The 18,808-nt window shown below is 66.7% G+C and carries 19 protein-coding genes and 2 tRNA genes; 12 read left to right on the top strand and 9 right to left on the bottom strand.

Translation table 11 applies throughout. The features are described from left to right. Positions 1-31: 31 nt before the first annotated feature. The gene (locus AC1KVE_RS05340; protein ID WP_003483069.1) at positions 32-346 is read left to right on the top strand and encodes a DMT family transporter; all 315 of its coding nucleotides are present in this window, start codon (positions 32-34) and stop codon (positions 344-346) included. Between the two features lie 202 nt (positions 347-548). Here the strand turns inward: AC1KVE_RS05340 and coq7 are convergent, their stop codons facing one another. Then, positions 549-1,202 carry a 2-polyprenyl-3-methyl-6-methoxy-1,4-benzoquinone monooxygenase gene (coq7, locus tag AC1KVE_RS05345; RefSeq protein ID WP_184457376.1) on the bottom strand — a complete coding sequence of 218 codons (654 nt, stop codon included), beginning with the start codon at positions 1,200-1,202 and terminating at the stop codon, positions 549-551. Positions 1,203-1,383: 181 nt separating this feature from the next. Between coq7 and rplM the strand changes: the two genes are divergently transcribed. After that, on the top strand, positions 1,384-1,812 hold the full coding sequence (rplM, locus tag AC1KVE_RS05350; protein ID WP_003483082.1) for a 50S ribosomal protein L13: 429 nt from the start codon (positions 1,384-1,386) through the stop codon (positions 1,810-1,812). A 2-nt stretch (positions 1,813-1,814) separates the two neighbouring features. Beyond that, the gene (gene rpsI / locus AC1KVE_RS05355) at positions 1,815-2,207 is read left to right on the top strand and encodes a 30S ribosomal protein S9 (protein ID WP_016902423.1); all 393 of its coding nucleotides are present in this window, start codon (positions 1,815-1,817) and stop codon (positions 2,205-2,207) included. A 414-nt stretch (positions 2,208-2,621) separates the two neighbouring features. On the opposite strand, the gene AC1KVE_RS05360 is transcribed toward rpsI, so the two are convergent. Next, positions 2,622-2,696: transfer RNA gene (locus AC1KVE_RS05360), tRNA-Gln, on the bottom strand. 52 nt (positions 2,697-2,748) lie between these two features. Then, positions 2,749-2,825: transfer RNA gene (locus tag AC1KVE_RS05365), tRNA-Met, on the bottom strand. 118 nt (positions 2,826-2,943) lie between these two features. Here AC1KVE_RS05365 and AC1KVE_RS05370 point away from each other — a divergent pair. The 3 genes from AC1KVE_RS05370 (at position 2,944) to bfr (ending at position 4,662) form a co-directional block, all read left to right on the top strand. Further along, complete coding sequence (locus tag AC1KVE_RS05370; protein ID WP_024938192.1) at positions 2,944-3,561, top strand: RNA pyrophosphohydrolase; 618 nt, start codon at positions 2,944-2,946, stop codon at positions 3,559-3,561. Between the two features lie 80 nt (positions 3,562-3,641). Next, a complete protein-coding gene (locus AC1KVE_RS05375) occupies positions 3,642-3,851 on the top strand; it encodes a (2Fe-2S)-binding protein (RefSeq protein WP_024938191.1) in 210 nt (69 codons plus the stop codon). Between the two features lie 340 nt (positions 3,852-4,191). Then, positions 4,192-4,662, top strand: a complete 471-nt coding sequence (gene bfr, locus AC1KVE_RS05380) for a bacterioferritin (RefSeq protein WP_005990707.1) — start codon at positions 4,192-4,194, stop codon at positions 4,660-4,662. A gap of 340 nt (positions 4,663-5,002) precedes the next feature. On the opposite strand, the gene AC1KVE_RS05385 is transcribed toward bfr, so the two are convergent. Genes AC1KVE_RS05385 through AC1KVE_RS05395 form a run of 3 tightly spaced genes read right to left on the bottom strand, consistent with a single transcriptional unit; the run spans position 5,003 to position 9,930 of the window. Continuing rightward, a complete protein-coding gene (locus AC1KVE_RS05385) occupies positions 5,003-7,267 on the bottom strand; it encodes an ATP-binding protein (RefSeq protein WP_166771808.1) in 2,265 nt (754 codons plus the stop codon). Positions 7,268-7,306: 39 nt separating this feature from the next. Then, positions 7,307-9,265, bottom strand: a complete 1,959-nt coding sequence (locus AC1KVE_RS05390; RefSeq protein WP_481092549.1) for an EAL domain-containing protein — start codon at positions 9,263-9,265, stop codon at positions 7,307-7,309. Positions 9,266-9,303: 38 nt separating this feature from the next. Next, on the bottom strand, positions 9,304-9,930 hold the full coding sequence (locus AC1KVE_RS05395; protein WP_024938188.1) for a DUF4126 domain-containing protein: 627 nt from the start codon (positions 9,928-9,930) through the stop codon (positions 9,304-9,306). Positions 9,931-10,073: 143 nt separating this feature from the next. Here AC1KVE_RS05395 and AC1KVE_RS05400 point away from each other — a divergent pair, with 143 nt between their 5' ends. The 6 genes from AC1KVE_RS05400 (at position 10,074) to AC1KVE_RS05425 (ending at position 15,821) form a co-directional block, all read left to right on the top strand. Further along, the gene (locus AC1KVE_RS05400) at positions 10,074-10,811 is read left to right on the top strand and encodes a DUF6776 family protein (RefSeq protein ID WP_102255545.1); all 738 of its coding nucleotides are present in this window, start codon (positions 10,074-10,076) and stop codon (positions 10,809-10,811) included. Between the two features lie 3 nt (positions 10,812-10,814). Then, positions 10,815-11,264 (top strand): bactofilin family protein, encoded by a 450-nt coding sequence (locus AC1KVE_RS05405; RefSeq protein ID WP_481092548.1) that lies wholly within the window; start codon positions 10,815-10,817, stop codon positions 11,262-11,264. 82 nt (positions 11,265-11,346) lie between these two features. Further along, positions 11,347-11,733, top strand: coding sequence for an iron-sulfur cluster insertion protein ErpA (gene erpA, locus AC1KVE_RS05410; RefSeq protein ID WP_024938186.1), 387 nt, complete (start codon positions 11,347-11,349; stop codon positions 11,731-11,733). Between the two features lie 646 nt (positions 11,734-12,379). Then, positions 12,380-13,642: a lipase family protein gene (locus tag AC1KVE_RS05415; RefSeq protein WP_046345545.1), complete on the top strand. Its 1,263-nt coding sequence runs from the start codon at positions 12,380-12,382 to the stop codon at positions 13,640-13,642. Between the two features lie 315 nt (positions 13,643-13,957). After that, positions 13,958-14,848 carry an NAD(+) diphosphatase gene (nudC, locus tag AC1KVE_RS05420; RefSeq protein WP_184381098.1) on the top strand — a complete coding sequence of 297 codons (891 nt, stop codon included), beginning with the start codon at positions 13,958-13,960 and terminating at the stop codon, positions 14,846-14,848. A 79-nt stretch (positions 14,849-14,927) separates the two neighbouring features. Then, complete coding sequence (locus AC1KVE_RS05425) at positions 14,928-15,821, top strand: cobalamin biosynthesis protein (RefSeq protein WP_184381100.1); 894 nt, start codon at positions 14,928-14,930, stop codon at positions 15,819-15,821. Positions 15,822-15,862: 41 nt separating this feature from the next. On the opposite strand, the gene AC1KVE_RS05430 is transcribed toward AC1KVE_RS05425, so the two are convergent. The 3 genes from AC1KVE_RS05430 to AC1KVE_RS05440 form a co-directional block, all read right to left on the bottom strand. Next, the gene (locus AC1KVE_RS05430) at positions 15,863-16,273 is read right to left on the bottom strand and encodes a DUF2752 domain-containing protein (protein ID WP_184381102.1); all 411 of its coding nucleotides are present in this window, start codon (positions 16,271-16,273) and stop codon (positions 15,863-15,865) included. Continuing rightward, positions 16,273-16,617, bottom strand: coding sequence for a CD225/dispanin family protein (locus AC1KVE_RS05435; protein ID WP_016902410.1), 345 nt, complete (start codon positions 16,615-16,617; stop codon positions 16,273-16,275). The genes AC1KVE_RS05430 and AC1KVE_RS05435 overlap by 1 nt, the downstream gene beginning before the upstream one ends. A 241-nt stretch (positions 16,618-16,858) precedes the next feature. Beyond that, complete coding sequence (locus tag AC1KVE_RS05440; RefSeq protein WP_046345547.1) at positions 16,859-18,781, bottom strand: MFS transporter; 1,923 nt, start codon at positions 18,779-18,781, stop codon at positions 16,859-16,861. Positions 18,782-18,808: the final 27 nt, after the last annotated feature.

Genomic DNA, 18,808 nt, shown 5'->3' on the forward strand with positions numbered 1-18,808 from the left:
TTTGTGCGTTTTTCAAGTGAGGAGTAATGCGATGCCCTGGATCTATCTGCTGCTGGCCGGCCTGTTCGAAATCGGTTTTGCCATGGGCCTGAAGTACAGCGACGGCTTCACCCGCCTGTGGCCGACCGTGCTGACGATCGGTCTGGCGGGCATCAGCCTGTGGTTCCTGACCCAGGCACTGAAGACCATCCCGGTCGGCACCGGTTACGCGATCTGGACCGGGATCGGCGCGCTGGGCGTGACCATCGCCGGCATCGCGCTGTTCGGCGACAGCGCGTCGTGGTCGCGTCTGGCCTGCATCGGCCTGATCGTGGCCGGGGTGATCGGGCTGAAGCTGGTGGGCTAGTCGTGGTCAGTCCTGCTTCGCAGGCCTGCCCCCCAAGGTTTGCTGCGCAAACCTTGGGCCCCACTTCGTAGCAGCCTATCCCCCCGCCTTCGGCGCGCCCCCTTAACAGAAGGGGGCTCTGCTCCAACGGGGTGTTGCGAGGTGTGGGGCACGGTTTGCTGGGCGTCGCCAGCCGCCAATCCCCAATCCCCAATCCCCCCGGCTACAGCCGGTACGCCACCGCTTTCATCAGCTTGGAGGCCAGGGCCATGGCGCTGGGGATCGGGGGTGGGAGAGTGCGCGCGCCGGCCTGTTCGGCCTGGTCGGCGTGGCGGGCTTCGTCGATCTTCATCACGCGCAGGATCGCGCGGCTGCGCTGGTCGCCCTCGGGGAGGGTTTCCAGGTGTTCATCCAGATGGGCCTCGACCTGGCGCTCGGTTTCGACCACGAAGCCCAGGCTCCAGTCGTCGCCGCGCAATCCGGCCAGGGCGCCGAGCGCGTAGCTGCCGGCGTACCAGAGCGGGTTGAACAGGCTGGGGCGGCTGTCCAGCTCGTGCAGGCGGTCGGCGCACCAGGCCAGATGGTCGGTTTCTTCCTGCGCCGCCTCGAGCAGATGGTGCTGGGTTTGGGCATCGCGGGCGACCGCGGCCTGTCCGAAATACAGGCCTTGCGCGCAGACTTCGCCGACGTGGTTGATCCGCATCAAGCCGGCGGCGTGGCGACGCTGGTCCGGTTCCAGTGCGACGTCGGGCGTGTCGGCGGCCGGGTTGGGCCGCTCGGCGGGCGGATTGCCGAATACCGTGTCCAGCGCGCGCTGGGCTTCGACCAGCAGCCGGTCGAGCGGGCCATGCAGTCGGAAAGAGGAGATCTGGGTCATGCGCCGATTCTGGCCCCGGACCGAGCCGCTGCCAACCGCCAGCGCTCCAGCCAGCAGGCGACTTGCGTGGCCTTGTATCGTCCCGTACAATCCCGCCTCTTCTGTTTCGCCTTCACAACGCGTGGCAAAGTTCCAGCGGTCATTGCCGCTGCAATCCGCCCGACCACTCAAGAGTTTTCTCATGACTACGTTCACCGCCAAGTCCGAGACCGTCCAGCGCGACTGGTATCTCGTTGACGCCGCCGGCAAGACGCTCGGCCGTCTGTCCACCGAACTGGCCCGCCGCCTGCGCGGCAAGCACAAGCCGGTTTATACCCCGCACGTCGATACCGGCGATTACCTCGTGGTGATCAATGCCGAAAAGATCGTGGTCACGGGCAACAAGCTGAAAGACAAGAAGTATCACCGCTTCACCGGCTACATCGGTAACCTCAAGACCGAGAGCCTGGAGCAGGCGCTGCAGCGCCACCCGGAGCGCGTGATCGAAATCGCCGTCAAGGGCATGCTGCCGAAGGGCCCCCTGGGCCGCACCATGTACCGCAAGCTCAAGGTCTATTCGGGTGCCGAGCATCCGCACGCCGCCCAGCAGCCGCAAGTTCTGGATATCTAATCATGGCTATCACGCAAAACTACGGCACTGGCCGCCGCAAGTCCTCCACCGCTCGCGTGTTCCTGCGCAAGGGTACCGGCAACATCACCGTCAACGACCGTCCGCTGGACGAGTTCTTTGGCCGTGAGACTGCACGCATGATCGTGCGTCAGCCGCTGGAACTCACCAAGAACACCGAAAGCTTCGACATCCTGGTCACCGCCTCCGGCGGCGGCACCACCGGCCAGGCCGGTGCGATCCGTCTGGGCATCGCCCGTGCGCTGGTCGAGTACGACGAAACCCTGAAGTCCGAGCTGCGCAAGGCCGGCTTCATGACCCGTGACGCCCGCGAAGTCGAGCGTAAGAAGGTCGGTCTGCACAAGGCCCGTCGCGCGACCCAGTTCTCCAAGCGCTGATCCATTGCGTTTGTTGCGTCCCGGTTCGCCGGGGCGCCTGCTTCAAAAGCCCGGCCATGCCGGGCTTTTGTCGTTTTGGGGCCTGCGCAGTGGGTGCCTGCAGTCGGTGGCCTGCTATGTCGAGGCAGATTTTTCCTTGCCCAGGTCTGGTGACTTTCGCAAACGCTGGCTGGTCATCTCGTGTGTACCGGCCGCTGCGCCTACGCACGGCGGCATGGGGTGATGCCGCGGTGGCCGGGCTCTGTGCCTGACTATTGGTGCCTGTCTGACCCGGGATCCATTTTCGACCAGGGTGGGTGTCGCCTTCGGTGATCGCTGTTCGGCCTTGGGGCGGGAATGCTTGCTGCACGAATGCCGGCAAGCAGTAATCGGGCAACAAAAAAGGCCCGATCGTCAGATCGGACCTTTCGTGTTTGGCTGCCCCGGATGGATTCGAACCACCGAATGCCTGAGTCAGAGTCAGGTGCCTTACCGCTTGGCGACGGGGCAATAAAACGTGTTGAACCAAGAGTATTGCATGCCCAGGTGGGCCTGAAAACCTTGGTGGCTATGGGTGGACTCGAACCACCGACCCCAGCATTATGAGTGCTGTGCTCTAACCGGCTGAGCTACATAGCCTAGGGAGCCGGTAATTCTTACCAAGCGCCCGCGTGTTGTCAAGCATTTCGTTTTCAGCTTGTGAGCCGGCCGTCGCCGTGGCAGAGTCGGTGACAGTAGATTTTCAGGAGTCCGCATCGTGATCGATCCGGACGGTTTCCGGCCAAACGTCGGCATCGTGCTGATGCGAGAGGATGGTCAGGTGTTCTGGGCACGACGTGTGCGCAGGGACGGCTGGCAGTTCCCGCAAGGTGGCATGAATACCGATGAGACACCCGTAGAAGCCATGTACCGCGAGTTGCGCGAAGAAACCGGGTTGTTGCCCGAGCATGTCGAATTGCTCGGTGCCACCCCCGGATGGCTGCGCTATCGCCTGCCGAGCCGGGCAGTGCGGCGCAATGAGCGTCAGGTCTGCATCGGCCAGAAGCAGGTCTGGTTCCTGCTGCAGTTCACCGGCCACGAATCCCATCTCAAGCTCGACCACACCGACACGCCGGAGTTCGACCACTGGCGCTGGGTGGATTTCTGGTATCCGGTCGAGCATGTGGTGATGTTCAAGCGTGGGGTCTATGCGCGCGCGCTGCGTCATCTGGCTCCGCTGGCGCAGACCATCGCGGGCTCTGCGGCGGTCGGGGTGATGCCCGAGCGCGCGCTGGAGGCCTGGTTGCCGGGCAGCAGCGCGGCCGGGCACGACAGTCCGCGCAAGCGTCCACGCAAGCGGGGCGGGCCTCGTGCGGTACGGATTAATAATGATTAACGTTTGGAATTGACACCTATTCTCGTTTGCGGTGCAATCAGCGCCGGTCCTCTCCGGATCGCCAGCACCCGACCGATACCGTGTACGTCTGCATCTGTAATGGGGTCACCGACCACCAGATCCGCGAAGCGGCCGAGAATGGCTGCGCCAGCCTAGCCGAGCTGACCATGCGCACCGGCTGTGGTTCGAACTGTGGGTCGTGCCTGGAAATGGCGGGCGACGTGCTGAGCCAGGCCCATGCGAGCCGTGCGCTGCCGTTGCCCATGCTGGGGCTTGCCAGCGCTGCCTGAGCGCCTTCCGCTGTGCTCGCGCACTGTCGGTAACGGACTGCCGCGAGCAGGTTGCCGGTCTGGCTCGCTCTACAGTCGTTCTGTCGCGCCGCCAAGGCGCGATCGATAGGTCGCCTTCCTGGCTGACCATCATGCGGTCAGGTCGTAACCCTGCGGTTGCCGTTCGATCGACAGCGCGCGATCGTTCGGCGAATGATCGATGCGCACGTTACGTGCAACAGGCCATCTGCCGGCCACCTGCGGGCGGGCAGGCGTCGCGCAACTGATCACGATTCGCGTTCCTTCATGCGCCGCGGCAACGCGCTACAGTGCGGCCGGCTCACTGTCTCGGAGACATCGCATGAAGGGCGATACCAAGGTCATCGAGTACCTCAACAAGGTGCTCTACAACGAACTCACTGCGATCAACCAGTACTTTCTGCACGCCAAGATGCTGAAGAACTGGGGCCTGAAAGAACTGGCCGAGCATGAGTACAAGGAATCCATCGACGAGATGAAGCATGCGGACAAGCTGTCCGACCGCATCCTGTTCCTCGAAGGACTTCCGAATTTCCAGGCGCTGGGCAAGCTTCGCATCGGCGAGAACCCCACCGAGATGTTCCGCTGCGATCTGGCGCTTGAGCGCGAGGCAGTTGCCGTGCTGCGCGAGGCCGTGGCCTATGCGGAGACCGTCAACGACTACGTCAGCCGCCAGCTGCTGGTGGACATCCTGGAATCGGAAGAAGAGCACATCGACTGGCTGGAAACGCAGCTGGATCTGGTGGCGCGCATCGGCGAGCCGAATTACCTGCTGACCAAGCTGGACGACTGAGGGCGCTCAGCGCGGTGCTGGTCGGCGTTGTGTCGGGATCAGCGCAATAGGGTGAGTCAGTAGGCGCTTGTACTGCTGGGGAGCATGCAGGCGCTGCGGGCGCTGCATGGGTGTCGTGCTGTCGCTGTGGCTGGCCGCATTTGGCTGCGCGCACCTCACCCCCACCTCTCTCCGCGCTCCCGGGCCCGCGTCTGCGACGCGGGCGCTCCAGGGCACGCACGCCAGTGGCGCGCAAGCCCTGCCTTTTCGCCGCGGCGGAGCAGGGCGGAATTTTTCTTCGCGGGATGTCTTCGACTGTGTTGCCTGGCGGTTGTTGTCGTCGGCTGCAGGCTTGCGCGGTTCAGCCGGCTGTGCGGGCCTTGGCCTGGAGGCGGGCGACCTGGCCGAGCAGCGCCAGACGGGCGCGTGCGTATTCGGCAATGACCAGCGCCACCATCACCGAGGGGCGTTCGATGGTGCCGGTGCGCGCGGCCAGTTCGATCCGGCGCGCGGCATTGGCCAGCGCCTGGGCGCCGACATTGGCGCTGGAGGATTTGAGCGTATGCGCCAGATCGCGCAGCTGCATGCTGTCGCGGTTGGTGGCTGCGGTTTCCAGGCGCTCGATGATGCCGGGTGCGTCTTCCAGGAACAGCTGCAGGATGGTGATGGTGTCCGCGCCCGCCACCTCGTACAGCTCATCGATCACGCTGTTGTCCAGGATTGGCAGGGCGCGCGCCTGCGCGGCGCTGACGCTTTCGGGATCGCCTGCTGCCTGGCTGCCGATGGCCGGGCCAGGCAGCAGCGGTTGGCGCGGCAGCCAGCGCTGCAGGCAGGCGTCGAGCTGCTCGCGGGCGACCGGTTTGGACAGATAGTCGTCCATGCCGGCGGCCAGGCAGCGTTCGCGATCGCCGGCCATGGCGTTGGCGGTCATCGCCACGATCGGGATCGGGCGGCCGCCGCTCTCGGTTTCCATCGCGCGCCAGCGGCGGGTGGCGGCATAGCCGTCCAGCACCGGCATCTGGCAATCCATGAAGACCATGTCGTAGCGGGTGGACTCCATGCTGCTCAGCGCGGCTTCGCCATCGGTGGCGGTATCGGCGTCGAAGCCGAGCACGGCCAGCAGTTTCTGCGCGACCAGCAGGTTCACCGGGTTGTCTTCCACCAGCAGGATGCGTACATCGCGCGCGTTGGCCAGCGCCGGCGCCATCGGCTCGGGAATCATCGCCGCGGCCAGCGTGGCCGCGTGGGCCGGCCTCGGCTCGGGCGGCAGCACCAGCGAGCGCAGGGTCTCGTCCGGGCTCTGGCGCGGCACCAGGGTGGCATTGTCCTGCAGCTCGGACGGCACCGGCTCGTCGCCGTACAGCCAGATCAGGCGTGCGCCGCTGAGGTCGTCCGGGCGCGCGAGTGCGCGATGCACGGCGCGTGCGCTGTAGCGCAGCGTGTCGTGGTCGGCGATGACGCAGCGGAAGCCTTCGCTGTCGCTGTGGCGACGCACCCGCTCCAGCGCTTCCTGGGTGGTTTCCATCAGCACGTGCGATACGCCCCAGCTGTCCAGCAGGCGCTTGAGGCGCTGCAACAGGCGGGTGTCGGAGCTGATCACCATCACTCGCGCGGCATCGGCGCCGGCGTTCTGCTGCAGGTCGCCGATGACCTTGAGCAGCGGGATTTCGAACCAGAACGTGGCGCCGCGCCCGGGCTCGGACTCCACGCCGATGCGGCCGCCCATCAGGTCGATGATGCGCTTGCAGATCGCCAGCCCCAGGCCGGTGCCGCCGTACAGGCGCGTGGTGGAGGCGTCGGCCTGGGCGAATGAGCGGAACAGGCGTGCCTGCTGATCCGGGGCGATGCCGATGCCGGTGTCGCGCACCTGGAAGCGCAGCAGATGCTGGGCGCGGGTCTCGCCCAGGCGACGCAGCTGGATGTCGACGCTGCCGCGCTCGGTGAACTTGATCGCATTGCCGATCAGGTTGCCCAGCACCTGGCGCAGGCGGATCGGGTCGCCGCGCACCAGCAGGCGCACCGACGGTTCGATATCCAGCCCCACGCGCAGCTGCTTGCCTTCAGCGGTGCGCTGCAGCAGCTGCACGACGCCGTCGAGCAGCTCGCGCAGGTTGAAGGTGGTGATCTCCAGTTCGAGCTTGTTGGCTTCGAGTTTGGAGTAGTCGAGGATGTCGTCGACGATGCGCAGCAGCTGCAGCGAGCTGCCGGTGGCGGTCTGCAGCATGTCGCGCTGGTCCAGGCTGAGCTGGCCGCTGGAGATCAGTTCCAGCATCGGAATGATGCCGTTGAGCGGGGTGCGGATCTCGTGGCTCATGGTGGCCAGGAATTCGCCCTTGGCCAGCGTGGCGGCCTCGGCGGCCTGCTTGGCGCGCAACAGTTCCTGTTCGAGCGCGCCGTGACGCTGCAGTTCCTGCTGCAGGCGCTCACGCGCGAGGTCGGCTTCTTCCAGGCGTTGCAACAGGGCGTACTGCGCGCGCGCGCTGCGGTAGCCGGCAACGGCAGCGCCCAGACCGAATACCACTGCCAGTGCTGCAGAGAGTGCCGTCACTGCGCGCCACGGCCCGTCGATGGCCGACCACTGCAGGCCGGCACCCAGCGCAGCGACCAGCGCGGTCAGCGTGGCCAGGCTGCTCCAGGCGCGAAGGCCTCCTGCCCGCGCTGTCACTCAGAGCACCGCGTTCGTGAAGTCGAAGTCCAGTTCCTTGCCGACCGTCTGCACCAGGTTGCCCTGGATGAAGTCCACGCCGCTCATCCACATCGCCGCAGCCGCCTGCGGATCTTCGATGCGTTGGCCGATGATCAGCAGGCCGCGCTGATGGGCGATATTGATCACGCTGCGCAGTTCGTCGCGGACTGCCGCGTTGCCGTGGGCATCGGCGAAGCGGTTGGCCATGCGCACGAAGCTCAGCGGCAACTGGCCCAGCAGCGCGTTGGCCTCGTCGCCGGGCTCGAACTGGCTCAGGCAGAACTGCACGCCGGCCGGCATCAATTTGGCGCAGAACTGCTGCACGGTGACCGCGTGGATCAGGGCATCGTCCAGGCGCAGGTCGACGATCAACGATCGCCCGGCCACGCCGCGCTCGACCAGCGCCTTGAGCAGCCAGTCGGCAAAGGCATCGCGTGCCAGCGTGCGCGGCGACTGCGACACGAACAGCCGCAGCGGCGGGTGGGCGTGCTGGTATAGATGCAGCAGGCCGAGCGCGTGATCCATGACCTGCTGGTCGAGATCGGCGATGCGTCCGGCCGCTTCGGCGGCGGGAATCACCTGGCCGGCCGACAGCAGCGTGCCGTCGGCCTGGCGCAGCCGCAGCAGCACCTGGTATTGCGCGGTGTCGCCGCCGGCCACCGCCACGATCGGTTGATAGGCCAGTTCGAGCTGGCCTTCCACCAGGCGCAGTTGCTCCTGCTGTTCGGCCTGGCTGGGGGCCAGATAGGCCTGCACGCCGTCGCTGCGCAGGCGTGCCTGCAGCGCGGTGCGCTCGACCGCTTCCAGCGCGCTGCCGGTGTCGTCGAAGCCCAGGCCCAGCGGTGCCACGCCGATGGCACAGCGCACGTGCACCGACTCCTCCTCGCGCACCGGGAAGGCATGCGCCGACAGCCGCTGGCGGATCTCCAGCGCATGCTGCTCCAGGCTGGATTCGGGCATGTCCACGCCCAGCAGCAGGAAGCTGTTGTCGTTCAAGCGCGCCAGTGGATACGGGTGCGCGGCGCTGGCCAGGCGATGCCCGGCCTGGGTCATCAGGCGCTCGTAGGCGGCATAGCCGTAGCGCTCACGCAGGCCGAGCGCGCTGGCGATTTCGATGAAGAACAGCCCGCCGGCCTGCTTGCGCGCCAGCGCATCGGCCAGCAGTTCCATCACATGGCCGCGCGTCGGCAGGCCGGTTTCCGGATTGCTGCGCACGCTGACCGGTTCGCCGGCCTGCTGCAGCGCCTGTTGGCGGGCGCGGCGGATGCGGTTGGACACCGCGGCGATCAGGTGGCGTGGGCGGATCGGCTTGGTCAGAAAATCGTCGGCGCCGCTGTCGAGCACTTCGAACTGACGCTCCGGATCCGGGTCGCCGGTCAAGAACACGATCGGCAGCAACTGCTGGCCGGGCTGCTGGCGGATCAGGGTGGTCAGGCGGATGCCGTCCAGCTCGGGCATGTGCAGGTCCATCAGGATCAGATCCGGGTGGTAGTCCTGGATCGCCTGCGGCACGCTGGCGGCGGTCATTTCCACCTGTGCATGCATGCCGGCGCCGTGCAGCACGCTCTGCGCAAACAGCGCCTGCGAGCGGTCGTCCTCGACGATCAGCACGCGGTACGGCGCGTCGGCGGCGGCGTTGTCATCGCCCTCGCGCGGGGTTGAGGCGGTCGTTGGCGTCGGCGCTGCGGCCGTCGCGTGCGCGCTGCTGCCTTGTGCAGCGGACTGCGCTGGGGCCATCGGCAGGATCATTGCGGGTGCGGCAGCGAGCGCCGGCGCCGGAATGATGGCCGCGCTCACCGGCTCGGCAACGGTGGACGCCGCCGCGGTCTCGTCGGCCCAGCGGCGCCAATAGTCGGCCGGCGGCGTTTCTGCGCGCAATGGACGATTGCGCGTGGCGGTGTCGTCACGGGTGAAAGGAACCGGATCTCGGGCGGCCATCGATACTCCCTGCAGTCGCGATGATTATGCGATGAACTTCACGATAGCGGGGAGCGACGTGCAGCCGGCGTGGTGGTGGAACGCATCGGCGCGACCAGCCGGCGCATGCCCCGCCACAGCAGGCGCCACACCCACCACACCACCAGCGTGGCCAGCACGCTGGAGCCCACCGCAACACTGAGTGCCAGCCACGGGTGCGCCAGTGCCAGCGCCAGCGCGGTGGTGGTGATGGTGTCTTCGGCCAGCGAGGCGACCCAGTTGCTGGCCGGTTCCGGCGAGGTGTTGAGCAGGGCGCGGGTGCCGGCCTTGAGGGTATGGCTGGTCAGCGCCACGCCGGCGCCGGCGGCCAGCACGCCGGTGCTCAGGTCACCGTCCGGCGACAGCGTAGCCGCGGCCAGGAAGGCGCCGGCCGGCACGCGTGCCAGCGTCTGCAGCAGATCCCAGCCCGAATCCACGCCGGGAATCTTGTCGGCGAAGAATTCGGCCACCGCCAGTGCACCGGAGGTGCCCAGCACCCACCACGACTGTGCCGGGTGCAGGGCGGGCGGCAGCTCGATCCAGCCGAGCAGGCCGGCCAGGCCGACACCGAACACGGTGAGATAGACACGGATGCCGGCCAGCCAGGCCAGCAGGATGCCGATCACGAACAGATGGGCTTCGCTCATGGCGTCGTCGATCCCTGCAAACAATTGCAGAACTATCGCAGAACTTTGGGATAACCGCCGGTCCAGCGCCAGCACGACGGTCAGTGTCGCTCTGGCACACTACGCCGCCCATGACTGCGCCGGCCCGTCCGGACCCGATGCCCATGCGACCAGCCGCACGCGTTCAGATCGTCCAACGTGACTCCGGCGGTGGCCGTTCCCGCGGCCGCTGGTTATGGCTGGTGATTGCGCTGGTATGGCTGGCGTCGCTGGGCGGGGCGTGGTGGATGGCCAGCCGCACTGCCGCGCCGCGTCTGGTCCAGGCCGAGGCGGCGCTGCAGCAGGCGCAGCGCAACCAGGCCCAGCAGCGTCGGCAGATCGCGCAGCTGCAGCAGCGTCAGGTCAACCTGGCGATGTCCGACAAGATCAGCCGCGCCGCCAATACCGAGGTGCAGGCCTCGCTGGCCGAGCGCGACGAGCAGATCGCCGCACTGCGCGCGGATGTGGCGTTCTACGAGCGCCTGGTGGGCTCCACCGCGCAGCGCAAGGGGCTGAACGCGCACTCGGTGCAATTCACCGCCGAGGCCGGCGGCACCTGGAACTACAGCGTGGTGCTGACCCAGAACCTCAACCGCGGCGCGATCAGCCAGGGCCAGCTGCGCTTTGCGGTGGAAGGCGTGCGTGCCGGCAAGCTGGTCACGGTGAGCTGGAACGAGCTGCACCAGAAGCCGGATGCGGCCGGGCAGCCGTACTCGTTCCGCTATTTCCAGCAATTGGACGGCAGCGTGATCCTGCCGAAGGATTTCACTCCGCAACGTGTCAAAATCTCCCTGAGCGGCGATGGGGCGCCGGTCAATCAGACATTCGACTGGAAAGTCGCCGGGAATGGCGCGGGGGAGTAGCTGATGTTCGGAAACAAATCCAACCGTGGTGCGCAGACCGTGGTCGACACCTTGATCGGGCCGCAGGTGGTCATCCGCGGCGACCTGATGTTCAGCGGCGGGCTGTATGTGGAAGGCCGCATTCTGGGCAAGGTGATTGCCGAAGACGGCGCCAGCGCCACCTTGACGGTGGCCGAGCAGGGCAGCATCGAGGGCGAGGTGCGCGCGCCGGTGGTGATCATCAATGGCCAGCTGACTGGCGACGTGCATGCCGCCGAGCGGGTCGAACTGGCCGCCAACGCGCGGGTGCAGGGCAATGTGCATTACCAGGTGGTGGAGATGAGCGCCGGCGCGCAGCTCACCGGCCGCCTGATCCATGCCGCCACCGCTGGCGCGACCGCCGCGTTGCCGGCGCCGGATGCCGGCCGCGCCGAACCGGTCAAGGCCTTGCAGGCCGAGACTGCCGACGCCTGAGGGTGTGGCCTGCAGCTGAAGTGGGCGCCGGATTTGGCAAGCAGCGCTTGAAGTGGGGCCGCCTGGCCCCCATGCTGACGCCATGAGCACGCTCGTTTCGCTTCCCACCGCCGCCCCGGCCCCGGACTATCAGTCCATCGACCGGCCGCTGAACTTTTCCGTGGCTGCCGCCAGCAAGGTGCGTGAGCTGATCCAGGAAGAAGGCAACGCCGAGCTGGCGTTGCGTGTCTACATCCAGGGTGGCGGCTGTTCCGGCTTCCAGTACGGCTTCGAGTTCGACGAGAACCGCGCCGAGGACGACCTGGCCGTGGCCACCGACGGGGTGACGCTGCTAGTGGACCCGCTGAGTCTGCAGTATCTGATGGGCGCCGAAGTGGACTACACCGAAAGCCTGACCGGGGCGCAGTTCGTGATCCGCAATCCGAACGCCAAGACCACCTGTGGGTGCGGTAGCAGCTTCAGCGTCTGAATCGACGCGGTTGCTGGTGCCTGGTTGTTCGTGTGTGATGTTGCGGTCGAGTCGCGGGCAACCTGCTGCCTGCGACGTTTTCAGGTCTGACATGGTGCAGTGATAGCGGTAGTCGCGTGAGTGTGTCGATACGGCCTCGCGCTGTGCGTCGCTTGCGCGCGCTGTATGACTCTTGGTGCGACGCGTGTTGCGGGTCAACGACACCGCATCCGGGCGGATTTTCAAACGCCGGTCTATGTGATCCATGCACTGCGCAGATGCTCGCCGATGCACTGGCGAAGCGCCCCGCGCTATCGATGTACATGTCCAACGCGCTGTGAACATTCGCCTGCTGCGGGGTTCGCCATGCGCGCGCAAGCTTCGTGCGCGCGAGCTGGGCCGCGTGCGGCGATGGCGATACTGCACGCATGCCCAGCGCAGGTGCCAGCACATGCCGATTTTGATTCATGCATCGCGTCTTGCCTTGCGTGACGCGCGCTGGCGGTCGCCACTGCGCTGACCGAGCGTACCGCGCACCGCGCCGATCCCACCCCATGGCGCAGTCACCGCGCCGCCCAGCCCGCGGACGTTGATCGCGCAACGGATCTCGATCCTTCGACACGCCAGTCCCCTGCCCATTGCAGTCATCCACGAGAGAAGCCTCACCATGTTGCAGATCAGATCCCGTTCGACGCTGGGCCTGCTGGCCATGCTTGGTATCGCCAGCGCAGTGCTTGCACCCAGCGCGCAGGCATCGCCCGCACGCGGCAGCTTGCTCAGCAGCAACTTCCTGACCAGCTACACCCGGGATGCGATTGCCGCGTTGCTCACCTCCGAGCCGCAGGCCGAACAGCCCAGATGCAACGTGCGCGTGGCCGAGTTCACCTATGCCACCGTCGGTGTCGATGGCGAGCCGGCCACTGCGTCGGGCGTGGTGCTGATTCCAGGCGGCGAGCGTTGCAGCGGGCCGTATCCGTTGCTGGGCTGGGGGCGGTCGACAGCGACGATCCGCAACGAGGAACAGGCCAAGGACATCCGTGACGCCAAGGGCGACGACCCGCTGGTCACACGTCTGGCCAGTCAGGGCTATGTGGTGGTCAGCAGCGATTATCTGGGGCTCGGTCAATCCAGCTATGGCTTCCATCCCTACCTGCATAGCGCGACCGAGGCCAGTGCGACGATCGATGCCCTGCGCGCGGCACGCAGCGTGTTGCAGCGCTTGAAGACGCCGTTGTCCGGCAAGGTCATGCTGTCGGGGTATTCGCAAGGCGGCCATGCCGCACTGGCAACCCAGCGGGAAATCGAAGCGCATCTGTCCAGCGAGTTTCATCTGGTTGCCAGCGCGCCGATCTCCGGGCCCTACGCGCTGGAGCAGACCTTCGTGGACAGCTGGAGCGGGAGCAACGCGGTTGGCGAAAGCAGCTTCGGCATCATCCTGGGCAGCTACGCGATCGTCGCGATGCAGCACACGTATCGCAATATCTATCTGGCGGCCGGGCAGGTGTTTCAGGATCCGTGGGCGGCCCGGGTCGAGGCGCTGTTCCCCGGCAAGCTGGGCCTGACCGATCTGGTCCTGGGCGATACGCTGCCCGGGATCGACCAGCTCAAGGCGTACTTCCAGCCCGGGTTCTATCGCGATTTTGCCAATAATCCCGCCAATCCGTTCCGCAAGGATCTGGCACGCAACGACCTGCTGGACTGGGCGCCGCAGACGCCGACGCTGCTATGCGGTTCGTCCAACGACGCCACCATTCCGCTGAAGAATGCGGTGACCGCGATTGCCGCTTTCAAGCGTCGCGGCAGCACCCAGGCAGCATTGGTCGATATCGGCAGTGGCGACCCCAACGACAACTCGGCGTTCGTGCATCTGACCACCAACGAACCGTGCATCGTCGCCGTGCGGCATCAGCTGCTGGACAAGCAGCGCTGAGGCCGGGATGGGGTGTCGCTGACAGCGCTGGATGATCAGCGCGTCCAGGATCGGCGCTGGACGCCTCGCCCTGCGATGGAGCCTTGTCGCTGTCACCGGCGACAAGGCTGAAGATGCCAGGATTCGGACCTGGATGGCTGCGACACCATGTCGATCGCACGTGGCCTGCTCTGCGATGTGGCGCGCAATGTGACGCGCTCATGACCGCCCGGCGGGCGCCAGGTGGTGTCGACGTCTGAACGCGCGCCGCCGGCCGGGCCTGCATCGATGGTGCGCTGCTTGCGGGCGATGCCGATTATCGGCAGGCTTGCGCCGATGTCAGAGTCTTCTTTTTCAACCTCCGGTTTTGCCTTCACCCATGCGCCGCTGGATCGTGGCGATCTGTTGCGTGACGATCCCGCTGCGCTGGCGCGCCTGTGGCCGCAAGGCCGCGTGCTGCTGCTCGATGCCAAGGGCACTGCGCTGGCCGATGCGGATGGCCAGCCGCTGCTGATGGACGGTGCCGCGCTTGGCGACGGGCCGGACGGGGCGATCTTTCTTGGGCTGCGCGATGACGTCGGTTGGTTCTGCCTGCCATCCGATGTGCTCGGTGTGGAAGCGCCGCAGCGCATCGACCTGCGCCAGGCCGCCGCCGACTGGCCGGCAGACATTTCTACCGCGTTCGCTTACGCGCGCGTGATGCTGCACTGGCAGTCGCGCACGCGCTTCTGCGGCGTCTGCGGCGGGGCGATCGCGTTCCGCCGTGCCGGCTTCATCGCCCATTGCACGCAATGTCAGACCGAGCATTACCCACGCGTGGACCCGGCGATCATCGTGGCGGTCAGCGATGGCGCGCGCTTGCTGCTGGGGCGGCAGGCAAGCTGGGCGCCGGGGCGTTATTCGGTGATTGCCGGCTTTGTCGAACCCGGCGAGTCACTGGAGCAGACCGTGGCGCGCGAGGTGTTCGAGGAAACCCGCGTGCAGGTGCAGGACTGCCGCTACCTGGGCGCGCAACCGTGGCCGTTCCCGGGTGCGTTGATGCTGGGCTTCACCGCACGCGCTGCGGCAAGCGAGGTGCCACAGGTCACCGGTGAGCTGGAAGACGCGCGCTGGGTCAGCCATGCCGAGGTCACCGCGGCATTGGCCGGCGAAGGCCAGATCGGGCTGCCGCCGCGCATTTCCATCGCGCGGGCGCTGATCGAGCATTGGCATCGCGCGCATGGCTGAGCCGGGGCGGGCGCTGCAGCGCAGGCGGATCGGGTGCGCCTGCATCGGCTCGGCTAGACTCGGCTGAGGAGGCCCACCCATGTTCACCACCCTGGTTGCTGTCGTCGTCGCACTTGCGCTGGGCCACCTGGCGCCTGCCCAGGTGGCGCGGCTGCGGCGTTTCGAATGGTTCGGCCAGTGGCTGCGCCGGCTGGACAGCCATGCCGCCGGGCGCGGTGCGTGGCAGGGGCGCTATGGCGTGGTGCTGGCGCTGTTGCCGGCCTTGCTGGTGGTGGTGCTGCTGCAATGGCTGCTGGACGATGTCTGGCGCGGCTTCTGGGCCTTGCTGTTCGGCGTGGCGGTGCTGGCCTGGACTTGGGGGCCGCGCGATCTGGACCGCGATGTGGAAGCGGTGATCGATGCCGACGAACCGGGCGCGCGCCGCGATTCGATCGCGCAGCTGCAGGCCGCCGGCGGCAGCGTGCACGAGGATGCGCCGTCGCTGGTGGAAGCGGTGGTGGTCAATGGATTGCGGCGCTGGTTTGCGGTGCTGTGGTGGTTTTTGCTGCTGGGGCCGTTCGGTGCAGTGCTGTATCGGCTGACGGCGCTGGCGGTGGAAAGCCCGCTCTCGGTGCTGCTGCCGCCGCGCAACCTGGCCGGCGCGCGCTGGCTGCTGGCCGCGCTGGAATGGCCGGTGGCGCAGTTGATCACCGTGTCGATGGCGCTGGTGGGCAATTTCGACACGGTGTTCCGTGCCTGGCGGCAGGCGAATGGCAACCGCTGGTCGCTGGAGCCGCATTTTCTCGGTGCGGTGGCGCGTGCCAGCGTCAGCGCCGAGCTGCGCGAGGAAGCCCACGACTACACCGATTCGGGCCTGGTGCCGGTCTGGCGCCGGCTGCCGGAGGTGCGCGATGCGATGAGCCTGGTCTGGCGCGTGCTGCTGCTGTGGATGGTGGTGCTGGCGTTGCTGGTGATTGCCGGCTGGGTGCGGTAGGCGCGCAGCCTGATTTCGATCGCGCGGCTGTTCGCGACCTGCTAACCCGGTGCCAGCAAGGTAAACGGGTACCAAGGCAAATTCCTGGCAACCCAATACGTCGGCAACGCCCATAACCAAAACTTCGGCTCGGACATGACGGCCACCACCGGTGCAAACCAGCGCGCGCGCCAGCCCGCTTTCCAGGCGATCAGGCCGGGCAGGGTGAACAGGCCGAGCACGGCGGCCGGGTTCATGGCGAAGGCGCCGGGGAGATCGAAGTGCACCAGCGCATACAGCGCGCGGGTCATGCCGCAACCGGGGCAGTAGCAGCCGGTCACGGCACGGAACACGCAGGGCGGGAACGGGCTGTTGCCCGCGTTCGGATCGAAGCGATACAACAAGCTCACGCCGAAGGCGGCCACGCTGGTGGCCGCCCCGAGTCCAAGCCAGTGGCGTGGACGCAGTTCCATTACTGCATGTGCTGCAACTGCTGCATGTAGTCCATGTAGCCCTGCATGCCGCCGGTGGCGACCATGCCGATGTTGATCAGCAGGCCGATGACGGCCAGCACGCTGGTCACGATGCACCAGGTCTTGGCGGTGTTGGAGGCGCGACGTGCGCCGTCGATGTCGCCCTGGTTGAGCAGGCCGTTGACCTTGCTGGAGAACACGATCGCCACGATGCCGGTGATCAGGGCCGGGCAGCACAGGCAGAAGCCGAGTACGGTGGAGACGATCGCCCAGATCAGGTGATTGGGAATCGGGCCCGGTGCGGCGCTGGGCGAGGGATGGATCGGCGGTGGGATGGCACTCATGGTGAAGCTCCTTGGGTGGTAAACAACAGCGAGATGTTGCAGCGCGTGGGGAAGGCAGCGATGGGCCGCGCAGGCAGCGTCCACCGATCACGGCGAACGCGTCTGACACGGTGATGTGGCGTACGACGACTTCCCCCGGTCCTTCTTGTCGCGCCCGCTAGGCGAGCGCGGCGGCAATGCGTGCAATGGCGCACAGGCTACTCGCGGCACGCGGCGGACGCAAAGCCCGCGCTGGCCGCAGTCACGGTTGATCCTGGCGCAGTGCACGGACCTGCTGTTCGAGCAGCGCGGCGGTCGCCGCGTCGCCGGGAACCGCTGGGCCGGCGGCCACTTCGATATGCGCGCGGATCCGGCGCGGCACGCGCATGCGGCCCAGGCGGGTGTCGCGGCGGCTCCACATGCTCGACCACATGCCACGCAGTGCCATCGGAATCACCGGCACCTGGCGGCGTTGCAGGATCTTCTCCACGCCCGACTTGAACGGTGCAATCTCGCCATCCCTGGTCAATGCGCCTTCGGGGAAGATGCACACCAGCTCGCCGTCGGCCAGCGCCGCATCGATACGGTCGAAAGCCTGCTGCATCAGCGCGGGGTCTTCGCGTGCGCCGGCGATCGGGATCGCCTTGGCGGTGCGGAAGATCCAGCGCATCACCGGGATGCGGAAGATCTTGTAGTACATGACAAAGCGCACCGGGCGCGGAATCACCGCCGACAGGATCAGCGCGTCCATGTAGCTGACGTGGTTGCAGACCAGCAACGCGGCGCCTTCGTCGGGCACGTGGCGGTCGATGTCGCGCGTGCGCAGCCGGTACAGCACGCTCACCAGCACCCAGCTGAGAAAGCGCATCAGGAACTCGGGCACCAGGGTGAAGATCCACAGCGCCACCAGCGTATTGGCCAGCGCCAGGGCCAGGAACACCTGCGGAATGCTCAGGCCCGGCAGCGGAATGCGCACGCCGAACAGCACCAGCTGCGGCAGCTGCAGCGCGATGCCGATGATGGCGGCGGTGACGATGAACAACGAATTCTGGATATTGAGCCCGGCGATCACGCGCGAGAGTTCGGCCTTGGGCGTGCGGCTCTGGATCAGCGCAAACAAGGGCACCACGAACAAGCCGGTGAACAGGCCGATGCCGACCAGGTCCACGATCAGGCGCACGCTGCCGGCCTGCTGCACGAACTGGCCGATCGACAGATCGGTGGCCGGTGCAACACCGGGACGCGCGAAGTACAGGTCCAGCAGAAATGCGCTGATGCCGAACGCGCCCAGCGGCACCAGGCCGATTTCCACGGTGCGTCCGGACAGCCGCTCGCACAGCAGCGAGCCGACACCGGTGCCGATCGAAAACAGCGCCAGCGCGAACACGTACAGATCCTGCTGCCCGCCAAGATTGACCTGCGCGTAGGTGGGCAACTGCGCGGTCAGCACGGTGCCGACGAACCAGAACCACGACACCCCGAGCACGGCGTTGCGCACCGCCGGCGTGCGCCGGGTCAGGCGCATGATGGCGCGCGATTCGGGGATGGGGTTCCAGTTGATCTTCAGCTCGGGCGCGCCGGCATCGACCTTGGGCACCAGCCGCGCGACCAGGTTGCCGGTGACGGCAATCGCGATCACCGCGGTGGCCGCGGCGACCGGCCCGTGGCTGCCGGCGATCTGGAAGATCAGCCCGCCGAAGATCATGCCGCACAGGATCGAGATCGAGGTGCCCATCTCGACCAGGCCGTTGCCGCCGGTGAGTTCCTCCGGTTTCAGCACCGAGGGCAGGATCGAATATTTCACCGGCCCGAACAGCGTGGACTGCAGTCCGGTGCAGAACAGCGCAACCAGCAGGATCACCATGTTCTCGGTAACAAACCCCACCGCTGCCAGCGACATGATCGCAATCTCCATCGTGGTGGTGATCACGATGAGTTTCTGCTTTTCCAGCTTTTCGGCGATCTGCCCGGCCAGCGCGGAGAACAGGAAGTACGGCAGGATGAACAGTGCCGGCGCCAGATTGGTGTAGAGCGTGCGCTGCGCCGCATCGATGCCCAGGTAGAACAACAGGCCGATGATGGCCTGCCGATAGACGTTGTCGTTGAACGCGCCCAACGCCTGCACGGCGAAGAACGGCAAGAAGCGGCGCTGCCTGAGCAGGGCGAACTGACTGTGACCGGACATGCAGTTTCCTTTGCGAACGCGCGCAGC

It is taken from the genome of Xanthomonas sp. NCPPB 2864 (assembly GCF_056675615.1).